The 24,931-nt window shown below is 71.5% G+C and carries 22 protein-coding genes and 1 riboswitch; of the genes, 13 read left to right on the forward strand and 9 right to left on the reverse strand.

The genetic code is table 11. From position 1 onward, the window contains the following. Positions 1-6 precede the first annotated feature (6 nt). The 4 genes from ACFQU4_RS01705 to ACFQU4_RS01720 all read right to left on the reverse strand — a co-directional run bounded on the left by ACFQU4_RS01705 (position 7) and on the right by ACFQU4_RS01720 (position 7,476). Positions 7-2,484, reverse strand: coding sequence for an ATP-binding protein (locus ACFQU4_RS01705; RefSeq protein WP_377486037.1), 2,478 nt, complete (start codon positions 2,482-2,484; stop codon positions 7-9). Continuing rightward, positions 2,481-4,382, reverse strand: a complete 1,902-nt coding sequence (locus ACFQU4_RS01710) for a hypothetical protein (RefSeq protein WP_377486039.1) — start codon at positions 4,380-4,382, stop codon at positions 2,481-2,483. Before ACFQU4_RS01710 ends, ACFQU4_RS01705 begins: the two co-directional genes overlap by 4 nt. 11 nt (positions 4,383-4,393) lie before the next feature. Then, the gene (locus ACFQU4_RS01715; protein ID WP_377486041.1) at positions 4,394-4,645 is read right to left on the reverse strand and encodes a hypothetical protein; all 252 of its coding nucleotides are present in this window, start codon (positions 4,643-4,645) and stop codon (positions 4,394-4,396) included. A 71-nt stretch (positions 4,646-4,716) separates the two neighbouring features. Then, positions 4,717-7,476, reverse strand: a complete 2,760-nt coding sequence (locus tag ACFQU4_RS01720) for an AAA family ATPase (protein WP_377486044.1) — start codon at positions 7,474-7,476, stop codon at positions 4,717-4,719. 63 nt (positions 7,477-7,539) lie between these two features. Next, positions 7,540-7,663, forward strand: a riboswitch (FMN riboswitch). A gap of 79 nt (positions 7,664-7,742) precedes the next feature. Here ACFQU4_RS01720 and pnuC point away from each other — a divergent pair. The 4 genes from pnuC to ACFQU4_RS01740 all read left to right on the forward strand — a co-directional run bounded on the left by pnuC (position 7,743) and on the right by ACFQU4_RS01740 (position 11,819). Further along, complete coding sequence (pnuC, locus tag ACFQU4_RS01725; RefSeq protein WP_377486046.1) at positions 7,743-8,435, forward strand: nicotinamide riboside transporter PnuC; 693 nt, start codon at positions 7,743-7,745, stop codon at positions 8,433-8,435. Positions 8,436-8,658: 223 nt separating this feature from the next. Further along, positions 8,659-10,065 (forward strand): N-acetylglucosamine/diacetylchitobiose ABC transporter substrate-binding protein, encoded by a 1,407-nt coding sequence (gene ngcE / locus ACFQU4_RS01730; protein ID WP_377486049.1) that lies wholly within the window; start codon positions 8,659-8,661, stop codon positions 10,063-10,065. 12 nt (positions 10,066-10,077) lie between these two features. Then, positions 10,078-10,983, forward strand: coding sequence for a carbohydrate ABC transporter permease (locus ACFQU4_RS01735; RefSeq protein ID WP_377486051.1), 906 nt, complete (start codon positions 10,078-10,080; stop codon positions 10,981-10,983). Then, the gene (locus ACFQU4_RS01740; protein ID WP_377486053.1) at positions 10,983-11,819 is read left to right on the forward strand and encodes a carbohydrate ABC transporter permease; all 837 of its coding nucleotides are present in this window, start codon (positions 10,983-10,985) and stop codon (positions 11,817-11,819) included. The genes ACFQU4_RS01735 and ACFQU4_RS01740 overlap by 1 nt, the downstream gene beginning before the upstream one ends. Here ACFQU4_RS01740 and ACFQU4_RS01745 read toward each other — a convergent pair. Continuing rightward, positions 11,785-13,611, reverse strand: coding sequence for a hypothetical protein (locus ACFQU4_RS01745; RefSeq protein ID WP_377486056.1), 1,827 nt, complete (start codon positions 13,609-13,611; stop codon positions 11,785-11,787). The two genes, ACFQU4_RS01740 and ACFQU4_RS01745, sit on opposite strands and share 35 nt — an antisense overlap. Beyond that, positions 13,608-15,434: a PQQ-binding-like beta-propeller repeat protein gene (locus tag ACFQU4_RS01750; protein ID WP_377486058.1), complete on the reverse strand. Its 1,827-nt coding sequence runs from the start codon at positions 15,432-15,434 to the stop codon at positions 13,608-13,610. The genes ACFQU4_RS01745 and ACFQU4_RS01750 overlap by 4 nt, the downstream gene beginning before the upstream one ends. Before the next feature lie 58 nt (positions 15,435-15,492). Here ACFQU4_RS01750 and ACFQU4_RS01755 point away from each other — a divergent pair, with 58 nt between their 5' ends. The 3 genes from ACFQU4_RS01755 to ACFQU4_RS01765 are packed head-to-tail and all read left to right on the forward strand — an operon-like array spanning position 15,493 to position 17,164. Further along, on the forward strand, positions 15,493-15,780 hold the full coding sequence (locus tag ACFQU4_RS01755) for a phosphoribosyl-ATP diphosphatase (protein ID WP_377486061.1): 288 nt from the start codon (positions 15,493-15,495) through the stop codon (positions 15,778-15,780). Positions 15,781-15,804: 24 nt separating this feature from the next. Beyond that, positions 15,805-16,680: an ATP phosphoribosyltransferase gene (gene hisG / locus ACFQU4_RS01760; RefSeq protein ID WP_377486063.1), complete on the forward strand. Its 876-nt coding sequence runs from the start codon at positions 15,805-15,807 to the stop codon at positions 16,678-16,680. A gap of 4 nt (positions 16,681-16,684) precedes the next feature. Beyond that, positions 16,685-17,164, forward strand: coding sequence for a PH domain-containing protein (locus ACFQU4_RS01765; RefSeq protein WP_377486066.1), 480 nt, complete (start codon positions 16,685-16,687; stop codon positions 17,162-17,164). Positions 17,165-17,174: 10 nt separating this feature from the next. On the opposite strand, the gene ACFQU4_RS01770 is transcribed toward ACFQU4_RS01765, so the two are convergent. Further along, on the reverse strand, positions 17,175-17,660 hold the full coding sequence (locus ACFQU4_RS01770; protein ID WP_377486069.1) for a hypothetical protein: 486 nt from the start codon (positions 17,658-17,660) through the stop codon (positions 17,175-17,177). 100 nt (positions 17,661-17,760) lie between these two features. Between ACFQU4_RS01770 and ACFQU4_RS01775 the strand changes: the two genes are divergently transcribed. The 6 genes from ACFQU4_RS01775 (at position 17,761) to ACFQU4_RS01800 (ending at position 21,851) form a co-directional block, all read left to right on the forward strand. Then, positions 17,761-18,282, forward strand: a complete 522-nt coding sequence (locus tag ACFQU4_RS01775) for an SseB family protein (RefSeq protein ID WP_377486071.1) — start codon at positions 17,761-17,763, stop codon at positions 18,280-18,282. Between the two features lie 287 nt (positions 18,283-18,569). After that, a complete protein-coding gene (gene infC, locus ACFQU4_RS01780) occupies positions 18,570-19,244 on the forward strand; it encodes a translation initiation factor IF-3 (protein ID WP_377487330.1) in 675 nt (224 codons plus the stop codon). 59 nt (positions 19,245-19,303) lie between these two features. Then, entirely contained in the window at positions 19,304-19,498 is a 195-nt protein-coding gene (rpmI, locus tag ACFQU4_RS01785; RefSeq protein WP_377486074.1) for a 50S ribosomal protein L35, read from the forward strand. A 31-nt stretch (positions 19,499-19,529) separates the two neighbouring features. Beyond that, positions 19,530-19,901 (forward strand): 50S ribosomal protein L20, encoded by a 372-nt coding sequence (gene rplT / locus ACFQU4_RS01790; protein WP_377486076.1) that lies wholly within the window; start codon positions 19,530-19,532, stop codon positions 19,899-19,901. A 4-nt stretch (positions 19,902-19,905) separates the two neighbouring features. Further along, positions 19,906-20,733: a TrmH family RNA methyltransferase gene (locus ACFQU4_RS01795; RefSeq protein ID WP_377486078.1), complete on the forward strand. Its 828-nt coding sequence runs from the start codon at positions 19,906-19,908 to the stop codon at positions 20,731-20,733. Positions 20,734-20,849: 116 nt separating this feature from the next. Next, positions 20,850-21,851 (forward strand): LLM class flavin-dependent oxidoreductase, encoded by a 1,002-nt coding sequence (locus ACFQU4_RS01800; RefSeq protein WP_377486080.1) that lies wholly within the window; start codon positions 20,850-20,852, stop codon positions 21,849-21,851. Here the strand turns inward: ACFQU4_RS01800 and ACFQU4_RS01805 are convergent, their stop codons facing one another. Then, positions 21,852-22,238, reverse strand: a complete 387-nt coding sequence (locus ACFQU4_RS01805; protein ID WP_377486082.1) for a pyridoxamine 5'-phosphate oxidase family protein — start codon at positions 22,236-22,238, stop codon at positions 21,852-21,854. Then, complete coding sequence (locus tag ACFQU4_RS01810) at positions 22,231-24,771, reverse strand: glycosyl hydrolase (RefSeq protein WP_377486084.1); 2,541 nt, start codon at positions 24,769-24,771, stop codon at positions 22,231-22,233. Before ACFQU4_RS01810 ends, ACFQU4_RS01805 begins: the two co-directional genes overlap by 8 nt. Between the last annotated feature and the right edge of the window lie 160 nt (positions 24,772-24,931).

Below are 24,931 nucleotides of genomic sequence, written 5' to 3' on the forward strand. Positions count from 1 at the left end.
AGGTGATCAAGTTCGTCGCGCCCACAGCCGGCGGAGGCGCCCGCCAGCACCCGCCGCAGGGCGGCCGTGACGTGGACGGCGAGCTGGTCGCCGCCGGTTTCTGGTGCCAGGACGGCCGATCGATGTGCCACCGCCGCGTCGACCGCCTGCGCCAGCGAACAGTCCAGCGTTCGACGGTCCGTGCCGGGCACCGGCCGGCGGGGAAGTGGCAGCGGCTGTCCGGTGAGATGGGCGACCACGGCCAGCTCGGCCCAGATCACGAGCCACGGTTCGGTGGCCTGCAGGTTGGCGGCCGTTCGGAGTTGTCGCAGCGTGCACGGCTCGGCGAGGCATTCGGTGCCGCAGGTCGGGCTGCGGCGCCCGATCACCGCCGTGATCGGCTCTGCGGGTGGCGGCGGGGATTTCTCGACCGCGGTGCCGTCCGGAACCCGGATCAGGATCGGGCGATCCATTCCGTCGGCGAACACGGCGCCCTCGCCGGGCAGCAGCGAGACCAGCTGGCGGGAATGCGCGGCGTCGATGTTCATCGTGGCTCCGACGCTGTCCCGGTCGTCCTGGGCCGGCAGTCGATGAACGATCTTGACCGGTGTTCTTGATCACGTCGGCGGTCAGCTTGCTCGGGATCTGCTCGGCGATGATCAACCCTTCGCCGTACGACCGCACCTCGGCCAGCAGGGACGCGAACAGCTCAACGGCGTGCGCCGCCGCGCCGGTCTGGCCGACTGGGGCAGCCCGCAGCAGCCGGTGGGCTTCCTCGATCACCGTCAGATGGGCGAGACCGGGCCGGGTTCCGTCGCGCGCCGCGACTCGCAGGTGCTCGGACAGCCTGATCAAGATCACCGCGATCAGGAAGGCCTTGTCGGCGTCGTCCCCGACGTCTTCGATCTCCAGGACGACATTGCGCCGATACAGTTCGGCGAAGTCGAGCGGATGACCGCCCTCGAGGAATCGTCCGGTAGTTCCCAGCCGGAGACTGCCCAGTCGGACGTCGATGAAGCCACGTACGTTGTCGGCGATGTCCTTGCCGTAGCCGATCTCCGTGACCACGGCGGCCGCGACGCGCTGCAGATCGCCCAACGTCGGGTAGCGCAGCCGGCGACCCGGGTGCGCGGGTTCGCCGAGCGTCAGATCCCAGCCCAGCTCCTCATAACAACGGGTGAGTGCGGCCGCGAGGATCTGCGGGAACGGCTCCTGCGCTTCGAAGGCGGCCAGGAACGAGGCCCGCAACAGGTCGACGTGGGACTGCAGACTGAAGCCGGGCGCGGGCTCGAACGGATTCATCCCGGCCGGCGGCACACGTGGATCCCCGGGCCGGATCACGGTCACCGCGCTGCCGAGCCCGGTCAACCGCTGGGCCATCCGCGCGTACTCGGCCTTGGCCGGTTCGATGACCAGCCAGGGGATCCCTGACCGCGTCGCCTCGGTGAGCAGATGCCGGATCGTCTGCGACTTGCCGCCGCCGGTCGCACCGCAGACGAACAGATGCCGGTTCAGGGTGTGCTCGCCGATCGCCATGTCACCCGCTGCGGAGCGTGCCTGATCGAGTACGGTGCCGAGCCGGATCGTTTCGCCGACCGGCTCCGGCGTCACGTCGAACGTGTGCGGCTCGGTCATGCGCAACCCTGGGAGTTCCCGTTCCGGTGGCCGTAGCAACGCGGCCAGCAGCTCGGGGCCACAGGTGAACGACGGTCCCGCCGCTCCGACCGGCGCGGCCGGTCCGGCGGGTTCGAGCAGGTAGGGCAAGCCGTCGAGTTCACTGGCCGCGCACAGCAGACCGGCCACCGTCGTCGCTCCGGTGGGAGTGACGCCGCCGACGCTTACCTGGACGCGCCAGGCACCGGCGCGCCGGGCCCGGCTGAGTTCCCGGTGGCGGGCCCGCCTGCGTTCCAGTTCGACCCGGTTGGCCTCGCCGACCTCGGCCCGCGACAGCGGAAGGATCTCGCGGGTCAGGGCCTGCAGCTCGGCTTCCACCTCGGCCCCGGGCACCGGCTCGGCCATGATCATCCACGCGAAGGGTACGTCGAGGTGCGCGACGTGACGATCGAAGGAGCCGCGCCGGGCGCTGTTGGGTTGGGGCCCGGTGTCGGGGGCCCACAACGCGTCCGGCCGAGCCAGACACGGTACCCAGGACGGGAAGGCTCCAGTCAGCTCGGCGACCTCCTGGTCGGTCGCGCCGATCGCCTTCGCGCCCGGAGGGAAGAGCACCGGGGCCGGCCCGTCGGCCGCCGCAACCGCCGGCGGGAAGTGCGGCCGGCCACCCACCAGGATCCGGAGTCGGCTCCGGCCGGGTGCCCGGACCCAGATCATGATCAACGACGGCTCCGGCGCACCCGACGCGAGCAGGTCGCGGTGGGACCCGATGAGCGGAGCTGCCAGGGGCGCGGATCGGCCGGGTTCGGCCATCCCGTACTCCTGGTCGCCGTCGCCCGGGCTCGGTACGGAGATCAGCCGGTGGAACCGGAATCCGTGCCAGGTCGTGATCATGATCGGTCCTTGGTCAGCGGAGTGTCGGAGACCCGGTCGAGCATGCAGATGCCCGGATTGCTGTCGGCGAAGGTCACCTGGCGAGCCGGTCCGGTGTTGTCGACCAGGATGAAAGCCGTCTCCGGCAGGTCGAGGATCTCGGTCGGCTCGACGGCGAACTCGTACACCCGGCTGGTCGAGGTCGACGTCCCGAGGTTGTCCGCCATGGTCCAGTTGCGGGTGCCGGTCCAGGCGTGCCCGCGGGTGTCGGACAGATTCTGCCGCCGGCCGGGGACGCCGGACCGGCTCTGCTTGCGGCCGGAGGCCTGGGAGGTGTTCGCGGCGAAGCTGTCGCCGCCGCCTTCGGTGAGTGTCGTGCCGACCTGGCGGGTCACCTGGTTGACCACGAACCGGTGGCCCTTGCCGATGAACTCGGCCGCGAGGTTCGCTTCCCGGTGGTTGTACAGCTTCATGATCAACACCGCTCCGCCGCTGCCCAGCGACGTTTCCCAGTGGCCCTGCGGCTGCTCGATCAGCTGGACCAGCGGCACCCCGCCGCGGCGGGCCCGGTCGGACAACGAGCGCAGCGTTCGCTCCCCGAGATGATCAGCGCCGGCGACCACCAGCACGCCGTCCAGGCCACCGCGGTCGATCTCCTGCTCCACCAACTGGATCAGCAACTCCTCGATCGGGCGATGAAGATCATCACGACGTCCGTCGGTGGCGAGTACGGATACCGAATCCCTGCTCCACAAGGGAAAGCCGGAGGCGTCCACGGGAATGAACCGGTGCAGCAGGTCGAGCTGGCTGGCGGCATGGCGGAGCAGTCGGCTGGTCCAGTCGTCCTGATCGATGTCGCCGATCCGCTCGACCAGACGGGTCACCTCGACGTCCGACAAGTCGTCGGCCCGGCCCTTCCGCAGCACCCTGATCCCGGCGGCCAACCGGCCGAACGTCGGTGCACCGTCGAGGCAGTCGAGCACGGCGCGCAGAACATCGGTGATCACGCGACACTCCTCCTGCCGATCTTCCTCGCCGCCGGTCAGCACTCGGCCGAGCCGATCGGCAATCTGCTCGCGACTGAGTCCGGACAACGCGGCGCAGGGTGGTGGCCGGAGTACGTCGTCGAAGGCGACCGTGCGGGTGGTTCGCCCGGCGACGCGGGCGATCTCGAGCAGGCCTCCACCGACGTCCGACCCGGTGAGATCGAGCAGCGTGATTCGGTGCCCGGCCGCCAGCATCGAACCGCCGAGCGTCACCAGCAGGCTGGCCCAACCGTGTCGGTGCGGGTCGCCGCCGAACACGTCGACCCGGGTCGGTTGCCCGGCCGGTCGAACGGGGAACCACAGCGCCCCGCCCGCCCGCCGGGCGGCGTCCTGCGCGACCGCTGCGGCCGACTGGGCGTGCTGCCGCTGCGCGATCGACCACCGCTGCAGCGCCTGGTCGTGACGGGCCCGTTCCTCGTCGCGCATGATCAGGTACGGCCGCTCGAAATTGCGCAGGTTGCGGACGGCGTACCAGAGACCGGCTACCGCACGCAGAACCCAGAGCGCGAGCAGGCCCGCGGCAGCGAGGAAGGCGACGTCGAGCACCGCCCCCGCCCCGAACTCGTCGGCCTGCTCCTCGATCACGAACCGATAGGTGGAGAACGCGGCCAGCAGGACCAGGATGCAGGCCCCACGCCAGAACACCCGGGTCACCGCAGCCGACCGGGCGTCCCGAAGCGCCGTCTGGTCGGGCCGCGGCGGCTCGACCCAGGTCGGGCGCGGGGCGAGATCGGCCGGCGCCGGGGGAACGTCCGGCACCGGCGCCGCCTCCCAGCCCCAGCGGGCCGGCGGCGCGACGAGTCGCGGCGCCAACTGCTGGGCCCAGTGGTCCCGTCCGGACCTGGCCGGACTGCTCGGGGCGGGACTGCTCATAGCCGGTTGGCTCACGACTGGCTGGTCAGCCAGCTGACCAGTTCCTCGAACCAGCCCGGGTACACCGCGGTGGCGACCTGGGTCACGACCCAGATGGCGAACACGGTCGCGGCCAGTCCGATCAACTGGCTGAGGAAACCGCCGCCGCCCGAGGCCCGGTGATTGTTGTTCCACGCGGCGCGATGCGCCTGCTGGGCGGCCTGGAAGGCTGCGTTGGCGTCGAAGCTAGCGCCGTAGCCCGGTCGATATCCGGAGTTGTCCATGATCGTCTCCTGGTCTCGTTGTGCTTACCGCACAACGGTGGCCCGGGACGGCCAGGATCGGATCGGTGGTTCTACGGAGACCCGGTACGCATTCCGTCCCGGACCCAGGTCGCGATCAGCGTGCGGTTGGCCAGCCCGAGCTTGGTCAGGACGTGCTGGACGTGGGTCTCCACGGTCCGTTCGGACAGGTGCAGCAGGGCCGCGATCTGGCGATTGGTGAGCCCCTCCGCGAGATGGCCGGCCACTTCCCGTTCCCGCCGGGTCAGCGGCCCGGTCTGCCGACCGGAACTCTCCGCCACCAGCGCCTTAGCATCACTGAGCAGCGGTGCCATGCCCATGGCCCGCGCGGCGGCCGCGGCGGCGGTCGCCAGTGCGGTCGCCTCCTCCGAGTCGCCTGCCCGACGGCGCCGGATCAGCACGCGGCCCAGGAGATACCTGCTCAGCGCCGCGAAGGGCGGCAGGCCGACCCGTTCGTTGGCCTCGACGGCGAGCCGCAGCTCACGTACGGCCTCGTCGAGAGAGCCGTCGGCGGCGGCCGCCATCCCGAGGTACATCCGGACCGAGCCGTTCACCAGTAGGGCCCCGGCCCCACCGGCCACGAAGAGGTCCGGATGTTCACGCAGCAGCGCGGCTGCCGTTCGGACATGTTCGGGCGGCCCGAGCGCGGCCGCGACCTCGACGTAGGCGGCGGCCAGTGGCAGCCGAACCGTGATCGGTATCGAGGCCGGGCCGTCGGCGGACGCATAGAGCCTGCGGGCTCGGTCGAGATCTCCCCGGCGTAGGCAGTCGACGGAGACCGCGACGCTGACGACCGGTGGAACCCCGCGCTCGAAGACTTCGAACATCGCGTCCGGGAACAGCTCGGTACGGCCGGTCAGCGCGGCGAGTGAGCTCAGGACGGTCATCGGCAACCCGGCCAGCGACGCGTGCTCCCGGGCGTGTGCCTCGACCAGGGCCAGGCAGGCCCGCGTCGCGGTGATCGCCTCGTCGAAGCGGCCGCGGGCCAGGTCGATGGTGGCCTGGCTCCGCAGCGAATGCCATTGCGCCAGCGGGCCGCGAACCGACTCGGCCAGGACACGGATTGGACCCAGCTCGGCCTCGGCCTCGTCGATCCGGCCGAGCATGAGCAGGGCGTCGTACCGCCACAGCCGCCCCCACAACGCGGCGTCGTGGTCATGCTCGGCGGTGGCGAGCGCGAGCATCCGGTCGCCGAGCCGAAGCCGGTCGGACACGCCGTCCGGACCGGAGCGCACCATCTGGCGGGCGCGCAGCGCGGACCGGAGGGCCGCGCCGTCGCCCACCCGCTCAGCCATCGCCAACGCCTCGACGGAGATCCGTTCCGGTCCCGGGCCGCCGGCGAATCCTGCCTCGCCCGCCTGCAGCGCGAGCAGCCGGACCCGCAGCGGGCTGTCCTCTGCCGGCAGCCCGGCCAGTGCCTCGGCGGCGATCGCGCCGCCCTGGAAAGTACCCCAGGGATCGGCGACGCCTTCGACCGCCAGCGCCGTCTGGCCGAGGGCCACCGGGTCGTCCGCCTCCCGGGCGGCGGCGGCCGCGGCGGTCAAGGTGGGCATGCCGCGGGACAGGTTGCCGGCCCGGATCAGCGCCAACCCGGCACCGCACAGGAGGCGGGAACGATCTGCCGGGGCCAGGTCGGCGCCGGTGTCGTTGGCCTGTTGGAACAGCTCGGCTGCTGACTCCCATGCGAGTTGGCCGAGGGCCTCGTTCGCCGCGCGCTCGGCCCACTCGGTGGCCAGTTCCGGATCGCCGATCGGCAGCGACGCGAGCCGGTGGTGGGCGATCTCGCCGACCCGCTCGGCTGCATCCGAGCGGGCGCTCAGGACCTCCGCCAGCCGCGCGTGGGCGGTGAGCCGGGACGTGCTTGACAACCCGAGCCGCGCGGACTCCCGGACCAGATCGTGGGCGAACTGCCACCGGCCCGGACCAGCGATCAGGCCGGCAGTTGCGGCATCGTCCAGGTCGGACAGCACCTGCGGAACGGGCCGGCCGGTCACCTGGGCCAGGATCGACGGGTCGAGGAACTCGCCGAGCGCGGCCGCGACCGTGATCAAGTCCCGGCTGGAGTCGCCCAGCCGACCCAGCCGAGCCCGTACGGCATCGACCACGAGGTCCGGCAGGTCGTCGGTCGAACCCAGCAGCCGGGCCAGTTCGCCGACGAAGAACGGATTGCCGCCACTGCGTCGCCGGATCCGGCTGGCCAGGTCGCCGGACACCGCGGCTCCGGTCGAGCGCTTGAGTTGCTCGCCCACCTCCGCGTCAGTCAGCCCGGTCAGCCGGATCCGGGTCAGCACCGGTTCCTGAGCGAGGGCCGCCAGGACGTCCGTGAGGGCGGCCGCCTCAGTGTCGCGATAGGCGGCCAAGATCAGCACCGGCGACCCGGCGATGCCGCGGGCCAAGTGGACCAGCAGCGCCAGCGACGCGGCATCGGCCCACTGCAGATCGTCCATGACGATCACCAGGCCCGACGGTCCGGCGGCTTCGCGAAGATCATCGGCGACGGCCTCGAAGGCTTCGAACCGTGCTTCTGGATGGCTGGATCCCGGGCTGCCGAGCCGGTCCGGCAGCGGCCGTTGCAGCGAGCGGTACACCTGCCGGATCATCCAGTACGGCGGGCAGCCCTCGTCCTCACTGGCCCGGCCCCAGCCGATCGCCAGACCGGCGTCGGCGCCGTCGACCAACTCCCGGGCCAGCCGGGTCTTGCCGATGCCCGGCTCACCGGCCAGCAGCACCACCTGGCCCAGTCCCGAGGCCATGCGGGCCAGCCGCTCCCGTACCCGCGCCAATTCGTCCGCCCGGCCGACGAAATCCTGCACACCCGAATCCTATCGGCGGGAATAGGGCTGCGAGGATGGGAGTTGACAGGTTCGTTCAAGCTCGCGCGTGTTCCGGGGTCGGTGCAAGTCCGAACCGGCGGTGACAGTCCGCGACCCGGCCTCAGGGCCGGTTGATGTGGTGAAACTCCACGACCGACGGTGAAAGTCCGGATGGGAGGAACCGCGGGGGTCGTGGCCTGCGCCGCCGGCGTGAGCGCGTACCCCGTCCACCCCGGTCTGCATGCGCCCGGAGAGTGGAGAGGTCAGTGGGTTTCTCGGAACTGCTGCTTGGCTTCCTGAACGCCAAGCTCGACATCGGCCCAGGCATCCTGTGGCGGGAGATCATCGGCAACGGGTTCGGGCTGGCCAGCGCGATCCTCGGCATGCAGCGCCGGGTCGCCGCGTGGCCGATCGGGATCATCGGCAACATCCTGCTCTTCACGGTCTTCCTCGGCGGCGTCTTCCACACCCCGCAGGACCTGGACCTGTGGGGCCAGGCCGGCCGGCAGATCTTCTTCTTCGCGGTGAGCGTCTACGGCTGGGTCCGCTGGTACGGCTACCGCAAGTCCCACGCCGGCGAGAAGGCGGGCGTGCAGCCGCGCTGGGCCGGCTGGCGGGGCCGGCTGCAACTGGCGATCGCCGCGGTGATCTTGTGGGTTGCGTTCTACTTCGGCCTGTCGGCGCTCGGCTCCTGGGGCCCGGCGGCGGACGCCTGGATCCTCACCGGCTCCATCCTGGCCACCTACGGCATGGCCCGCGGCTGGGTCGAGTTCTGGCTGATCTGGATCGCCGTCGACGCGGTCGGTGTGCCGCTGCTGCTGGGCGCCGGGTTCTACCCGTCCGCGATCATGTACGTGATCTACGGCGGCTTCTGCCTGGCCGGCTTCGTGGCCTGGTGGCGGCTCGAGCGCAACCCCCGGCCGGAGGTCCAGCCGCAGCAGGTGACCCAAGCTCGGTAGACCACTTCGCGCAGGCCCGCCCGGGCGGCAGCGGGCGGGCCGTGGCGCAAACGTACGGCGGACAAGAGGATCCGCGTCCTGGCCCGGCCGGACCATGATCATCAACGGCGGTCCGCAGGTCTAGCGGCACTGGTTCCGGCCTGCTCCGACCCCGGTCCGGCGGGGATACCGTTCGGCGCACCGACTGATGATCAACATCAGCCCGATCGGTCGAGGAGCAGACATGTCCGGATCGGTCCCGCGTCGCCTGTCGCGACGCACCGTGCTCGGCACGGCAGCACTGGGAACCGTGGCGCTCGGCGGTTGTGCGATGGGCGGCGCCGGCTCCGGCGGCCCGGCCACGCCGCGGCCGACCAGCGCCGACAACCCGTTCGGCGCCGCCGTCGACAAGCCGGTCGAGTTCTTCAACTTCGAGGGCGGCTACGGCCACGACTGGTTCGACGTGCCGACCCGCCTCTACAACGCCCGGTTCCCGGACTCGGCGGTGACGTACAAGAGCAGTCAGGACCTGCCCAAGGAACTGCAGCCGCGGTTCGTCGACGGCACTCCGCCGGACCTGATCGGCAACGTCGGCCTGGACACCGCCGGCCTGGTCAAGCAGGGCCGGCTGGTCGACCTCGGGCCGGTGCTCGAGGCGCCCGCGTACGACACCGAGGGCAAGACGGTGGCCGAGACGCTGCTGCCGGGCGTGGCCGAGGTCGGCGTCTACGACGGCAAGCGCTACTCGGTGCCGTCGGGCTACGGCCTGAACGCGGTCTGGTGCTCCGGCAAGCTGCTGGCCGAACACGGCTGGAGCTATCCGGAGACCTTCGACGCGATGCTCGCCCTGTGCGAGGAGATCAAGCAGGCAGGGCTCGCGCCGTGGACCTACCAGGGCAAGTACCCCGGCTACATGTGGGGGCCGATCATGGGCACGGCCGAGAAGGCCGGCGGCCGGGAGCTCGGTCTGGCCGTCGACAACCTCGAACCCGGGGCCTGGCAGCAGGAGGCGCTGGTCGAATCGGCCGCCCGGTACGGCGAGTTGCACGCCCGCGGCTACATCCTGGACGGGACGGCCGGGCTGACCCACACCCAGGCCCAGACCTACTGGGCGCAGGGCAAGGCGGTCTTCATCCCCTGCGGTGCGTGGCTGGAGAACGAGCTGGGCGAGATCGCGCCGCAGGACCTGGAGATGACCGCCAAGCCGGCTCCCGGCCTGGGCGCCGGCGACGCGCTGCCGTTCGCGGCCTGCAACGGCGGGCCGGGCGGTGACCTGCTGGTCGCCGCCGACGCACCGAACCCCGGCGCCGGGATGGAGCTGCTGCGGGCGATGCTGTCGGTCGAGGCCAGCCGCCGCCGGATCGAGGTGACCCGCTCGCTCGGCATCGTCAAGGGCGCCGCCGACGGCGCCGACATCTCGTTCGCCATGACCTCGATGAGTTCCATGATCGAAGCCGCCGGCGCCGACGTCGGCAGCTACTGGATGTTCGGCACCTGGTACCAGGCGCTGCAGAAGGAGGTCGACAACGCGACCGGTGCGCTGCTCACCGGCGCCGTCGACGCGAAGGGGTGGGCGGCCCGGATCCAGAAGAAGGCGGACGCGATCGCGGCCGACTCGTCGGTGACCAAGTATCGCCGCGAAGCGCGCTGACGCCGAGGCCCGATGCATCACCACAAGTGGCGCTTCATCCTGTCCGCGCTGGTCGTCCCGGTCACCCTGTACGTGATCTTCGTCGTCTCCCCGTACTGGCAGGCGGTCTGGATCGCGATGACGGACTGGGGCGGCTACTCGGCGACCTGGAACTTCGTCGGCCTGGACAACTTCGTCCGGGTGCTCCGCGACGCCGAGTTCCTCCGGGCGCTCGGCCACAACGTGATCATGCTCGTCGTCTGCCCGGTGTTGATCATCCTGCTCGGCCTGTTCCTGGCCACCATGATCACCTTCGGCGGTTCGGGCCGCTCCGGCCACCGGGCGGTGACCGGGGTCCGCGGCGCCGGCTTCTACCGGGTCGTCTACTTCTTCCCCAGCGTGCTGTCGATCGCAGTGATCGCGGTGATGTGGCAGGCCGTCTTCGAACCCCGCAACGGCCTGCTCAACGGCTTCCTGTCCGCGGTCGGGCTGGGCGGGCTGCGCCAGGTCTGGCTGGGTGACCCGCGCACCTCGCTGGCCAGCGTGATCGCCGTCATGGTCTGGGTCTCGGCCGGCTTCTACGTCGTGCTGTTCACCGCGGCGATGGCCTCGATTCCGACCGAGATCATCGAGGCGGCGCTGATCGACGGCGCGAACCGCTGGGCGACGTTCTGGCGGATCGTCCTGCCGCTGGTCTGGTCGCCGGTGCAGACCGCGATCATCTTCCTGATCATCGGCGCGCTGGACGGCTTCGCGGTGGTCCAGATCCTGACCAACGGGGGACCGGACAACTCGAGCACGGTGATGTCGCTCTACATGTACGACACCGCGTTCAAGTCGAGCAACTTCGGCTACGCGTCGGCGATCGGGGTCACCCTGCTGGTGATCACGCTGGTGCTGACCACGGTGACGTTGCGGCTGACCCGGCGGGAGGTGTGATGACGCGCTTCGGCCGGGCGGTGCTCGGCGCGCCGGCGCAGGTGATCCTGCTCTGCTGGGCGGTGATCGTCTGCGTCCCGATGCTGTGGTCGTTCGTCAGCTCGTTCAAGTCGGACCCGGAGATCTTCGAGAGCCCGTGGTCGCTGCCGGCGGTCTGGCGCTGGGACAACTTCGCCCGGGCCTGGAACCAGTCCAACATCGGCGCGTACTTCCTCAACACGATCATCGTCGTGACCTTCGGCCTGATCCTGACCCTGGCGCTGTCCTCGGTCGTCGCGTACGTGCTCGCCCAGTTCCGGTTCTTCGGCCGCACCTTCCTCTACTACCTGTTCGTCGGCGGGATGGCGTTCCCGGGCTTCCTGGCCCTGGTCCCGTTGTTCTTCGTGGTCAAGAACATGGGCCTGCTGAACACCTTCACCGGCCTGATCCTCGTCTACGCGACCCAATCACTGTCCTTCTCGGTGTTCTTCCTGACCGCGTTCTTCCGGTCGCTGCCGATGGAGCTCGCCGAGGCCGCGCTGCTGGACGGCTGCGGGCACTGGCGGGTGTTCTGGACCGTGATGCTGCCGCTGGCCCGGCCGGGCCTGATCAGCATCGGGATCTTCGACTTCCTCGGCATGTGGAACCAGTACGTGCTGCCGATCGTGCTGGTCACCGACCCGAACAAGTTCGTGATCGGCCAGGGCCTGGCGAACCTCGCCGTCAACCAGGGGTACGCCAGCGACTTCTCCGGCCTGTTCGCCGGGCTCACCATCGCGACCGTGCCCGTCCTGCTCGTCTACCTGATCTTCCAGCGCAAGATCACCGCGGGTATGACGGTGGGCGCCCTGCGCTGACCGGCGGAGCCGTCGGTTCGAGGATCTCCTCGCGCCGCCGAGCCGCGGCGATCACCGCCCACAGGCCGGTCAGCAGCAGCCCGGTGCCGAGCAGTTCGGAGCCGACCAGGGCGAACCGGTCCAGGTCGACGGCGAAGGTGACCGCGAGCTGGTCGAACGCGGTGATCGCCATCGCCGTGGCGAAGTAGCCGATCAGCGCCAGCGCCCGGGCCGGGCGGGGGAAGGCCGGCGAGTCCGCGTTGGCGTCCGCGGCCCCGGTGAGCAGGCCCCAGACCAGGCCGATGATCATCAGTGCGCCGCCGGTGCCGCCGAGCAGCCAGCCCAGCGGGTCGGCGACCAGCTCCCGTACGGTGATCGCGAGGCCGAGCACCAGGGCCAGTGCGACCGCCTCGGCCCGGACCGGAGTGAGCCGGCGTCGGATCGCCCAGCCGGCCGCGATGATCACGGTCACCGTGATCACGACGGCGGCCAGGTCGTCCAGGGTGACGGTCAGGAACGGGACCTCGAGCGTGATCAGCAACCGGACCAGGCAGAGCAGGGCGGCCACGACGGCGAGCTCGGCCAGGCCGCGCCGCCGCCGGTGTACGGCCACGGCGGCGATCACCAGCCCGGCGACGGTGGCCACCGCGAACCCGGCCGGCAGCGCGACGTTGGGCAGCCCGAGCCGCTCGGTCAGGTTGCCCGGCAGATAGCCGATCCCGGCCGTCCGGAGTAGGGGAGCGAGGCCGTACTCGGCCCGGGCCCAGATCCAGTTGATCATGAACGGCGCGACGACGGCGGAGCCGAGCACCAGCGTCACGGTACGAAACGGTGCGGGCAGCTGCGCCAGCCGGGTGTCCCCGGCGGCGGCCCGGCCGACCGCCAGCTCGCGCCGGTCGATCAGCAGGTCGACCAGCAGCCAGCCGAACCAGGTCAGCCCGACCACGGCGCCGCCGAAGGTCAGCCCGATCAGCTTCGGCAGCGGCGGCACGATCGAGGTCGACCAGCGGACCGCGACCGTGATCAACGCGGCCGGCACCAGCAGGGCGACCAGCACCATCAGCGCCCGCGGCGAGATCCGCCGGCTGGCCAGCTCGACCAGCCAGCTCGCGCTGGACAGCGCCACCTCGGCCAGCGCGGCGCCGGACACGACCGTGAACGGCAGCGCGAAGACGCCGACGGCCATCAGCACGATCACCGACTCGAAGCTGACGTCGACCGTCCCGCCGGCCAGGGCCGGGACCAGCAGCAGCCGGAGCGAGGCGATCGTCCCGGCGCCGACCAGGGCCAGCAGCACCACGTACTCCCACCAGGCCCACCGGCCGAACCAGCGCCAGCAGCTGAACCCGATCACGGCGGCCAGCGCGATCCCGGGCCAGAGCAGCTGGTCCGGCCGTACGGCCAGCCGGGCGAAGCCGAGCGCCAGCACGATCGGGGCGAGCAACCCGACCAGCCGCAGGTACCACGGGGCGTGCAGCGAGGCCGCGCAGAGCAGCGGCAGCAGGGCCAGCGTGATCATGATCATGATGCCGAACAGTCCCGGCGGGATCCCGAACGCCGCGTCGCCCGGTGGCAGCGCGCGCCGCAGCGGACCCGCGACCAGCGCCAGGCCCACCGTGATCAGATAGACGGCGAGGCCGATCCCGACCAGCGGCCGCACCCCGCGCGGCCAGCCGTCACCGCGCAGCCGGCCGGACCGGACCGGATCCACCAGCACCCGCAGGAACAGTTCCTTGATCAACTGACCGGCCACGACGAGCGGCGACGGGCGCCGGTAGCCGTACGGCGGCGCGGCCGGGGGCAGCGGGTTCACCGGTACTCCCACCAGGCCGCGGTTTCCGGGTCGCGCTGCAGCGCCAGCAGCCCGGTCGGTGTCACGACCGGTGCCGGGTCGGGCTGGCCGAAGCCGGCCGGGAAGGGGAGCGTCGCGGCCGAACCGTCGGCCCGCCGGACCTCGATCCGGTCCTTCATGATCAGAGCGATCCCGTCGCCGACCCCGCGAGCCCCCGCGGCGGCCGGCGCAGCCCAACGCTGGTTGCCGGCGAGGTCGAGCGCGCTGGTGCTCTCGTCGCCGAAGATCACCACCTGGTCGGCCCCGCCGGTCAGCAGCGCTCCGGCCGGCACGGCCCGGGTCCAGCGGTGCCGGCCGTCCGCGGCGCCCCGGGCGACCAGCCAGTTGCCGACCTTGATCAGGACCAGGTCGCCGGCCAGGGCGACCTCGGTGCTGCGCTGATCGGCCGCGGCGCTCCAACGGTCCCGGCCGGTCGCGGCGTCGACGACGCGGACCGTGTCGCCGTCCAGGAAGACGATCGTGCGGTCGTCGAGCACCGGCGGCCAGGGCAGGTCACCGCCGTCGGTCTCCCAGCGGACCGCGCCGGTCCGGCCGTCCAGCAGCCGGAGCCGGCCGGAGGCGTCGGTGACCAGGGCGTCCGAGCCGAGCCGCGCGACGTCGACCACGGCGTCGTCGATCTCGTGCCGCCAACGCTGCCAGCCGTCGCTGCCGTACCCGATGATCATCCGGGCCGTCGTCCCGACCACCGTGGTGCCGCCGATCGTTGCGAGGCCACGAACCGAACCGCCGGGCCGGACCCGCCACAACTGCCCGTAGTAGGCCTCGGCCGGTTGTTCGTCGGGCAGCCGCTGCCAGCCGGTGATCACGCCGTCGACGTCCGCGATCACCAGCGTCGGGCCGGCCGCGGCCAGCCGGGACGGCCGGATCGCCGGGTGTTCCTGCCACCGCCCGGCCAGCCTGGTCAGGAACCGGAGCTGCCGTACCTCGTCCCCGTCCAGCCGAGGCAGCGCCGGCGAGGGATCGGCCGGCGCCTCCGGAGCGGGTACGGACCCGGCGGCCGGTTCCAGCACGTACGTCGGCGCCTCGGCCCCCGCCCAGCCGGCCTGCTCGCCGGAGCACCAGGTCGCGCCGAGCTGCACGGTCATCCCGCCGACGGCCAGCTCGGCGTTGGTGGCCAGGCAGAACGGCCGGCTCGGATGCGGACGGGTGGTGATCACCGCCTCGGCCGGCGCGGCCGCCGGGTCGTCGCCCGAGCCGGCGTCGGCGACGTTCTTGACCGCCGCGGTGCCGGTCCACCGGGTGGAACCGCCGGCCGCCGGGTCGGCCGCCAGCATCGGCAGCCCGGGACTGAACACGGCCCAACCGGCCGAATCCTGGTAGGCGCGCAGGGTGATCCCGTCGCCGACCTGGTACGCCAGCCGGAGCAGCCGGCCCTGCTGGTCGGGCCGGATCGCGTCGACCATCAGCCAGGCCCCGTCGCCCGGCGCTCCGAGCAGCCGACGGACCGGGGCGGTCAGCTCGGCCGGCCCGGCGCCCGGCTCACGGAGTCCCTGGTTGGCCTGCCAGGGCCGGCCGTCGGTGCCGTCGATCAGGACCGCGACCGGATCGCCCACCGGCAGGTAGCGCCCGATGCCGGGATCGGGCGCCGGCAGCCGGGTCGACGGGTAGGCCAGCGCCCAGACGATCCCGAGCAGCAGCAGCGGCACGACGACCCGGACCACCGCGCCGGAAACGCCGGGACGCCGCGGTCGGAAGGAGGGGCCCGCGACCCCTCGGCCCGGGCCGGCCGGCTCACCCGGCCGTTGCCAGGACCAGGGCTCGGCCGGCGGCAGGGGTCGGGCCATGGCCGGATTATGACACTGTGTCGTCGCCCCGTCCGGGCATCCGGATACGCTGACCCGCGTGACCGCGCCCGAAGCCCGTACGCCGAAGACGTTCGAGTCGCTGTTCGCCGAACTGAGCGCGAAAGCGGCCGGCGGGGACCCGAACTCCGGCACCGTGGCCCGGCTGGAAGCCGGCGTCCACGAGATCGGGAAGAAGATCGTCGAGGAGGCCGCCGAGGTCTGGATGGCCGCGGAGCACGAGTCGCGGGAGGCCGCCGCGGAGGAGATCAGCCAGCTGCTGTACCACCTGCAGGTGCTGATGCTCGCGCTCGACCTCGACCTCGACGACGTGTACGCGAAGCTGTAGCGGCCCCGCACTACGATGAGCGCCGTGACCGACACCCAGTCCCGCAACGGGACCCTCCGGATCGCCGTACCGAACAAGGGCGGATTGTCCGGGCCGGCCGCCGACATGCTGCGCGAGGCGGGCTACGCGCAACGCCAGCCGAACAGCAAGGACCTCGTGCTGTACGACGAGGCCAACGGCGTCGAGTTCTTCTATCTGCGGCCGCGTGACGTTGCGGTGTACGTCGGCGAGGGCGTGCTCGACCTCGGCATCACCGGCCGCGACATCGTGGTCGAATCCGGCGCCGCCGCGAACGAGGTGATGTCGCTCGGCTTCGGCGCCAGCCGGTTCCGGTTCGCCGCTCCGGCCGGCAGCGGCCTCGACGTGGCCGGGCTGGACGGGCTGCGGCTGGCGACCTCGTACCCGAATCTGGTCGCCGGCTACCTGGCCGAGCGCAACGTGACCGCCCGGCTGATCGAACTGGACGGAGCGGTGGAGTCGTCGATCCGGCTCGGCATCGCGGATGCGATCGCCGACGTCGTGGAGACCGGCACCACCCTGCGGCAGGCCGGCCTGGAACTCTTCGGCGACCCGATCCTCACGTCGGAGGCGGTCCTGATCACCAGTTCCGACCGGCCGGCCCCGCTCGGCCTTGATCAACTTCAGCGCCGGCTGAACGGCGTCCTGGTCGCCCGCAACTACGTGATGATGGACTACGACGTGTCCGGCGAGGGCCTGGACAAGGCCATGGTGATCACGCCCGGCCTGGAGTCGCCGACGGTGTCGTCGCTGGCCCGGGAGAACTGGTACGCGGTCCGGTCGATGGTGCCGCGCCGGGACGCCCAGCGGGTGATGGACGAACTCTGGGAGGTCGGGGCCCGGGCGATCCTGGTCACCGATATCGGCGCCTGCCGGCTGTAGTCCGATGACCTCGACCGAATCCGGCACCGACCGGCTGGTGCTGCGGCCGTTCTGGCTGCGCCTCGTCGGCCGGGCCCTGGCCGTGGGCTTCGTGATCTTCGCCGTGGTGGGCTGGTTCGCCTTCCCGGCAACGATCCGGGCCCTGGTGACGCCGTTCCAGCTCGGCACCCTGATCGCGATCCTGGTGGCCATGATCGCGGTGATCATCATCGCGACGGCGAGCTCGGTGACCGCCGAGCCGGACGGGCTCACCGTCCGCAACGGCGTCCGGCGGCACCGGGTCGGCTGGGACCGGGTGCACAAGATCATTCTGCGGGACGGCGACCCGTGGGCCTTCGCGCTGCTGGTGCCGGACGACGGCACCCCGTTCGAGGCCGACCTCGACGCCGAACGGCTCTCCCTGATGGGAATCCAGGGCCACGACGGGGACCGGGCCCGGCAGGCGGTCGACGCCCTGCGCCGCTACCGCGCCGCGGTGTCCTGACCAGCGGAGCTCACTCGATCCCGCGCTTCTTCAACAGCGCCTCGATCTCGGCCAGATCGTCGTCGACGGGATCGGCCTGCTTCGCCGGGGCCGCCTGCTTCTGCTGCTTCGCCGCGGGCTTCGCGCCGCCGACTGCCTTCGGCTGGCCACCCGCGACCGGCTTGGCGCCCTCGTCCGGCTTGGTCTTGCCGCCGGTCCGCTTGGCCACGATGCCGCCGACCACCCAGAGCACGATGCAGAGGCCGAGCATCGAGATGCCGAGCCAGACCAGCGGGGTGAACACGATCCGGGCGGCCCAGCCGACCACGGCGACGACCGCGTTCCAGACCAGCGTGAGCAGGCCGGCGAAATAGAGGGCGATCGGGGCCAGCACGACACCGATGCCCTGCACCACCCGGCCCTTGTTCCCGCGGCGCCAGGCGATCGCCGTGATGATCACGCCGAGCAGGGCGATTCCGGCGCAGAGCGGAAGGAGTACGGCATCCGAGGCAGGCATGCCTCAACCCTGCCACAGCGAGCCAGCCCCGGGCATGGGTGACCGCCCGCACCGAGCCCCCATCCCCGACTACGCCCACGGCACTCCCTAGGGTGGCCGGGTGCAGCACGAACGGAGCCTGAGCCCGTCCCCCTTCCCTGGCGACGACGGCAGCGCGAAGCCGGCCACCCGATCCGCCCTCGCCGCGTTCACCGAGGCCGGCGGATCCGATCCGGTCGCCTACCTGCGCGCGGTCGCGGCCCTCTGCGGGGACCGGCTGCTGGTCCCGGTGGTCGCGACGGCCACCTCGACCGGCACCGGAGCCCACGGTCTCGCCTCCGACAAGGAATCCGAGATGTCGGTGGTGCTGCTGCAGGCGCCGGACGGTCGGCGGGCCATGCTCTCCTTCACCGGTACGGACTCGTTGGCCGCCTGGGACCCCGCGGCCCGGCCGGTGCCGGTGACCCTGGACCAGGCGGCCGAGGCCGCCGTCGCCGACCACGCCGACGCGCTGCTGATCGACCACGCCGGCCCGGCGTCGCTGGTGATCGAGGACGAGGTGCTGCGGCAGCTGGCCGCCGGGCATCGGCTGGTCGAGGTCGAGCCGGGGGAGTTCGGCTGGACCACCGTCGTGACAGGCTGAAGTCCGCGATCTGACAGCCTTGGGGTGCTGGTGTTACAGTGGGCGCCGACCGGTTCAGCATGCCCGTTGAACCCGCAAGCGGAGACCTGATCTCCCACCCGCGTGACTCACAAGTTGGACAAGTCGCCGGGTCGGTCCGCGACTGCGGCGTATGCCGTATCGCTTGATCAGGGTCTTCGTTGGTGACGAAGGCCCTTTCTTCGTTTCCGGGCGGGATTCGCCGCGGAGGCCGTACCGATCACTGAGGAATCCACTGAGGAGGATCAACAATCAGCACTGAACCGCGAATCAACGATCGCATTCGCGTCCCGGAGGTCCGGCTCGTCGGGCCGGCCGGGGAGCAGGCCGGCATCGTCAAGATCGAAGATGCCCTGCGGTTGGCCCGGGACGCCGAGCTCGACCTCGTCGAGGTCGCGCCGATGGCGCGTCCGCCCGTGGTCAAGATGATGGATTACGGCAAGTTCAAGTACGAGAACGCGCAGAAGGCGCGGGAGAACCGCCGTAACCAGACCAACACCGTGATCAAGGAGATGAAACTCCGGCCCAAGATCGACAACCACGACTACGAGACCAAGAAGGGTCACGTGGTCCGGTTCCTCAAGGCCGGGGACAAGGTCAAGATCACGATCATGTTCCGCGGCCGGGAGCAGTCGCGTCCCGAGCTGGGCTTCAACCTGTTGAAGCGGCTGGCCGACGACGTTGACGAGTTCGGCTTCGTCGAGTCCTCGCCGAAGCAGGACGGGCGCAACATGCTGATGGTGCTCGGCCCGCACAAGAAGAAAACCGAGGCCAAGGCGGACGTCCAGGCCGAGCGAGACCGCAGGGCGGCCGAACGCGAGGCCGACGCGGAAGCCGAGCGGACCCAGCTGGCCGACCGGCGTGCGCAGGCGGCGGCATCGGAGCCGGTGAAGAAGAAGCGTGGTCCGGCCGACAACCTCGACCCGGACATCGACCTCGGCTGACCCAGCCGGCGGGGCCTGGCCCCGTTTCAGTAGACCAAGGAAACAGGAGCGGCACGATCATGCCGAAAATGAAGACCCACACCGGTGCCAAGCGACGGTTCAAGGTAACCGGTACGGGCAAGCTGGTCCGCCGCCAGGCCGGCAAGGCGCACCTCAACGAGCACAAGCCGACCAAGCAGAAGCGGCGTCTTTCCGGGACCGTGGTCCTGTCGAAGGGCGACGCGTCCACCATCAAGAAGCTGCTCGGCAAGTAGGCCGCGCCCCACCGAGTCAAGGAGTAGTGCAATGGCACGCGTGAAGCGTTCCGTCAACGCCCAGAAGAAGCGTCGCGAGGTTCTGGAGCAGGCCTCCGGTTACCGGGGTCAGCGGTCGCGGCTGTACCGCAAGGCCAAGGAGCAGGTCACCCACTCGCTGGTTTACGCCTACCGTGACCGCCGGGCCCGGAAGGGTGACTTCCGCAAGCTGTGGATCCAGCGGATCAACGCCGCCGCCCGCGCCGAGGGCGTGACCTACAACCGGTTCATCTCCGGCCTGAAGTCCGCCGGCATCGAGGTGGACCGGAAGATCCTGGCCGAGCTGGCCGTGTCCGACCCGAAGGCGTTCACCGCCCTGGTCGAGCTGGCCAAGGCAGCCCGGGTCACCGAGTCCGCTGCCTGATCCTTTGCGGCCTGAGCCTGACGAAGGTCACGAGCCGATCGGACTGCCCGCCGCATCGCGGGGGCGGATCCGGTCGGCTCGTCGCTTGCTCCGGCGCAAGGACCGCTACGCCAGCGGCACCTTCCTGGCCGAGGGCCCGCAGTCGGTACGGGAAGCGCTGGCCGAACCCGGCCGGGTCGAGGACCTGTTCCTCACCACGGCCGGTCTGACCCGCTATCCGGAGCTGGCCGCCGCGCACCCGGCGCCGTCGCTGATCACCGACGACGAGCTTCGTACGCTGACCGACGCGGTCACCCCGCAGGGCGTGGTCGCGGTCTGCCGGATGGAGCTCCGGCCGGTGCCGGAGTTGATCACCGGCGAGACCCGGCTGCTGGTCTGCTGTGCCCGGGTCAGCGATCCCGGCAACGCGGGCACCGTGATCCGCTGTGCCGACGCGTTCGGCGCCGACGGCGTCGTGCTGTCGGCCGAGTCCGTGGACCCGTACAACCCGAAGACGGTCCGGGCGACGGTCGGCAGCCTGTTCCACCTCCCGATCGGCGTCGGCGCCGAGGTGCCCGACGTGGTCGACGCCGCCCGAGCGGCCGGACTGCAGGTGCTCGCCGCCGACGGCGCGGGGGAGAACCTGGCCGCCCTGACCGCCGCCGGCGAACTCGCCCGGCCCACCCTGTGGCTGTTCGGCAACGAGGCCCACGGCCTCCCCGCGGACCTGGCCCGGCTGGCCGACCGCGTCGTCGCCGTCCCGATCTTCGGCTCCGCCGAGAGCCTCAACCTCTCCACGGCGGCCGCCGTCTGCCTCTACGCCTCCGCCACCGCCCAGCACCCCACCCCCTAAAAGACCCGCCGACCGGGCAAAAAAGCAGCCGTTTCGGCGGCGTGTCGCTGCTGAGGTGCCCAGTCGATGACATTTGGGAGTGGGGCGCGCTGCACCGGAGCGAGCAGGATGGGGCCGTGGCCCAACCTTCCTTCGGCGTGCTGCACGACTTCTCCCAGCCACTGCCGGCTGCCGTGCCCTGGCCCGCCTACTACGCCGAGACCCTGGACCTGATCACCGACGCCGAACGGTTCGGGTACGAAGCCGTCTGGCTGTCCGAGCACCACGGCCGGGCGGACGGGTTCGCGCCGTCCCCGCTGGTGGCCGCGGCGGCGATCTCCGCCCGGACCAGCCGGATCCGGATCGGCACCAACATCCTGCTGCTGCCGCTGCACCATCCGCTGCGGGTGGCCGAGGACGGCGCCGTCGTCCACGCGGTATCGGACGGCCGGCTGATCCTCGGCGTCGGACGCGGCTATGCCGAGGACGAGTTCGCCCTGTTCCAGGCGCCGCTCGACCAGCGGACGTCGCGGCTCGAGGACGGCATCGGGATCATCCGGCGGGCCTGGCGGGACGGCCGGACCGGGTTCCAGGGCCGCCGCTACACGTTGCCCGACGGGCCGTTCACGCCGCAGCCGCCGGCCGACGCTCCGATCTACGTCGGCGCGGTCGCCCCCGCGGCCGTCGAACGTGCGGCCCGGCTGGCCGACGGCTTGTTGATCTACGTCACCGCTGAACGCGACCTGCCGCCGCGCTATCAGGCCTATACGGCGGCGCTGGCCGCGGCGGGCCGGTCCGCGGAGACGTTCCCGTTCGTCTGGACCGGTGTCGCGCACGTCGCCGACTCGGCCGACCGGGCCTGGTCCGAGGCCGGCCCGTGCCTGGCCTACCTCGAAGATCAACTCCGGATCGCGCGCGGCGAGGACCGGCCGATCACGGTCGATGATCTTGATCCGGCCGACTTCCTGGTCGGCCGCCCGGACCAGGTCGCGGAACGCCTGATCGCGCTGCGCGAGACCGTACCGTTCGATCACTTCGCCTTCTGGGGCAGGCTGCCCGGCCTGACCGTCGAGCAGGCCCGGCGGGGGATCGAGGCCTTCGCCGGTCAGGTGATCCCGGCGGTCCGGGCCGCCTCCTGATCAGACCGCGGCGCCGCGGAGCAGCCAGCGGTCGACCGGGACGTTGATCAACACCCGCTTCCCGTACGGTTCGATCTCGACCCCGGCCTGCCAGCCGCCGTACTTCTCCGCGAGCGCCGCCAGCACGTCCTCCCGGAGCCGGTCCCGGTGCACCACGGCCCGGCCCTCCGCCACATACGGGGCGTCGCCGCCCTCCACCGCCAGGCTCACCCGCGGATCGTTGATCACGTTGCGCACCTTGGCGTTGCGCTCGCCGCTGCTGATCCAGAACTCGCCGTCGACGAAGACGTACCAGACCGGGGTGACGTGTGGCGACCCGTCCCGGCGCAGGGTGCAGAGCCAGGCGTTCCGCTCCGACCGCAACCGATCAAGATCAGGATCAGGCATGGAAGGAGCGTAGCGACGGCACCCGGAGCAGGCCGGAGGAGACCCCGTCCAGGGCCAGCTCCAGGTCCTGCTGATGGAACCGCACCCCGTACAGCCGGCGGCTCTCCTCGATGATCGCGGCCGCGTCCGGATCGGTCGCCACCGCGGCCGCGGCCGTGTTGTAGACCTCGATCCGGAGCGTGTGCGAACCCTCGCCGAAGCGCCCGGTCAGGTCCAGCCGGTACGGGGCGTCCCAGACGACGCCGCAGACGGTCCCGTTCAGCGAGACCACCGCGACCTCCCGCACCGGCGCCTCGACCCGCGCCCGGTAGGAGTTGCCCCGGATCTCCGCGCCGCCCGGATCATGATCATCGATCGGCTCGGCCGGTCCGAAGTCCAAGATCAACTCGGTGGCCGGGTCCAGCCAGTCCGGCCGGGCGTCGAGCTCCAGTTCGTACCAGGCGCCGCCGGAATAGCCGGGTCGCTGGTCCTCCCAGCGATGCGGCAGGGTGACTTCGCGGGCACCGTCCTGGTCCAGGTAGCCGAAGCCCCACGGACCGGCCAGCGGGGCCTCGGTACCGGAGCCGGACCGGCCGACCACCTCGGTCGCGTCGCCGGCGCCGTCGGTCGCCACGACGACCGTCGCCTGGTACGGGTGCAGGGTCAGCGTCACCGACCGAGAGCCGGCCAGCTCCTCGGCCACGCCGGTCGCCGGATCCCAACGCTCGAAGCGATCCCGCTCGGTCCGCGGGGCCAGCTCGAAGGTCCGCACGGTGTTGCCGGTGTTCGCGACGAAGTAGAGGTCGCCGTCCTCGAGGCGCCGGTGCACGACCCCGATGCCGTCACCGGCCCCGGACAGTTCGGCGTCCGGTGGCAGGGCCCGACGCAGCGCCTCCTCGAACGTCTCGACCGTCGCCGGAATGCCTTCGGGATAGGCGGTGGAGTCGACCGCGAGGACCGTGCCGCCCGCCTTCCGTACCGCATCGAGCCAGGCCCGTGCCGCCGGCGGCAGGGTGGTCACCCGGGGCAGCACGATCACCGGCACCGAGGCCGGGTCGATCGATTCCAGAGCTTGATCGTCGACCAGGTCGTAGTCGTACCCGGCGCAGCGGATCGCCCGCGGCAGGTCCGGGCCGATGTGGCGCCGGGTCTCCTTCCAGAGATCCAGCCCGGGGCCGAGGGCCGGGTAGATGTCGCTGGACGGCAGGTAGAGCTTCACGTCGGACACCGGCTCGCCCTGGCGGAGCAGCCAGCCCAGCCTGGTCAGGTACGCGTTCAGGCCGGGCATCGCCGGCCACCACGGGTTGCGGTCGTCCAGCGCTCCCGAGGCGTAGAAATACCAGCCGAGGCCGGGCGCATCGGGCGCCGAGTAGGGCCAGCCGTGGCCGACGAACTGGTTGATGCCGAGCAGGAAGTGCTCGTGCGCCTCGCCCTTCAGGTCCAGCGGGCCGGCCCGGAACGAGGGGGAGTGCACCCAGGTCCAGATCTCCGACGAGATCACCGGCCGCCCGTACAGGTGCCCGGCCGAGGAGGCCCAGCGGGTCTGGGTCAGCTCGGTCCAGCCCCAGCCCTCTCCCTCGATCAGGTCCGCGTGCCGGTTGCTGCTCACGGTGACCGGCGGCACCCCGTACCCCTGGAGCCGGAACGGCACCCCGTGCCCGGCGGCCCAGTCCCGGCAGACGGCGATGAAGTTGTCCTCGGCCAGCTCGGTCAGCGTCCGGTAGAAGTCGGTACGGAACTCGGCCGACCCAGCCTCGTCGACGGTCAGCCGATGCAGGTGGGGCAGCGGATCGTAGCCGCGGCGCCGGGCGAACTCGGCCGGCAGGTCCGGTGTCCAGTCCGCCCGGTACACCTCGAGGCTGTCGCAGAAGACCGAACCGAGCAGCTCGGCCGGCACCGCCGCCAGCAGCCGGTCGCCCACCTCCGCCAGGTGTTTCCGGGTGGCCGCCGCCGAATAATGATCAAGGACCGGACCCTCCGCGCCGGCGGACGCCCGCTTCACGTTCTGGCCGGTCGGCCGGGACCAGGCGAGCAGCACGGTGCGCGGGCCGCGGCCCTGCTCGATGTTGATCATGGAATCCGAGATCGACAACGGGACCCAGCCGGACCGCGCCTCGCCCGGCGAGCCCTCGGCCAGGAAGGCGGCCACCAGCTCGTCACCGGGCCACGGCGCGGCCGCCGGCGCCCGGAGAGCCGCGGCGGTGAGCTCCCGCCGCTCCCAGTGCAGCTGCCGGGAGACGTGCTCGGGGCCGATGTGCGGGCCGCCGTACGACCAGCCGCTGCCGACCGTCAGGTCGAACCGCAGCCCGAGCGACCGGGCGAATTCGGCGGCGTGCCGCAGCCGGGCGCCGAACTCGTCGGACAGGAACGGATGCGGCACCTGACGCAGCGGATAGACGAACGCCACCTCGGCGCCGCCGAACCCGGCCTCCGCCATCGCGGTCAGCTCACGTTCGGTCTCGGCATCCTCGACGTCCGGCCCGAACCACCACCACCGCAGCATCGGCCGGGCCGCCGGGTTCGGCTCCGCGAATCCGCGTCGCGCCTCCGCCACCCTCGGACTCCGGTCATCGCCTGCTGTTCCCTTGGTCTGTCGCAGGGCATCGGTCCGACGGGTGGCGTCGTCGCTCGGCATGTCGCTCGCTTCCTCGAGGGCGTGGCCTCGCGGCGGTCCGGGGGTGCGGTGAAACGATTTTACCGAGCCGGTCGTCGCG

The sequence above is a fragment of the Microlunatus sp. GCM10028923 genome (assembly GCF_042666975.1).
Classification (GTDB): domain Bacteria; phylum Actinomycetota; class Actinomycetes; order Propionibacteriales; family Propionibacteriaceae; genus Microlunatus.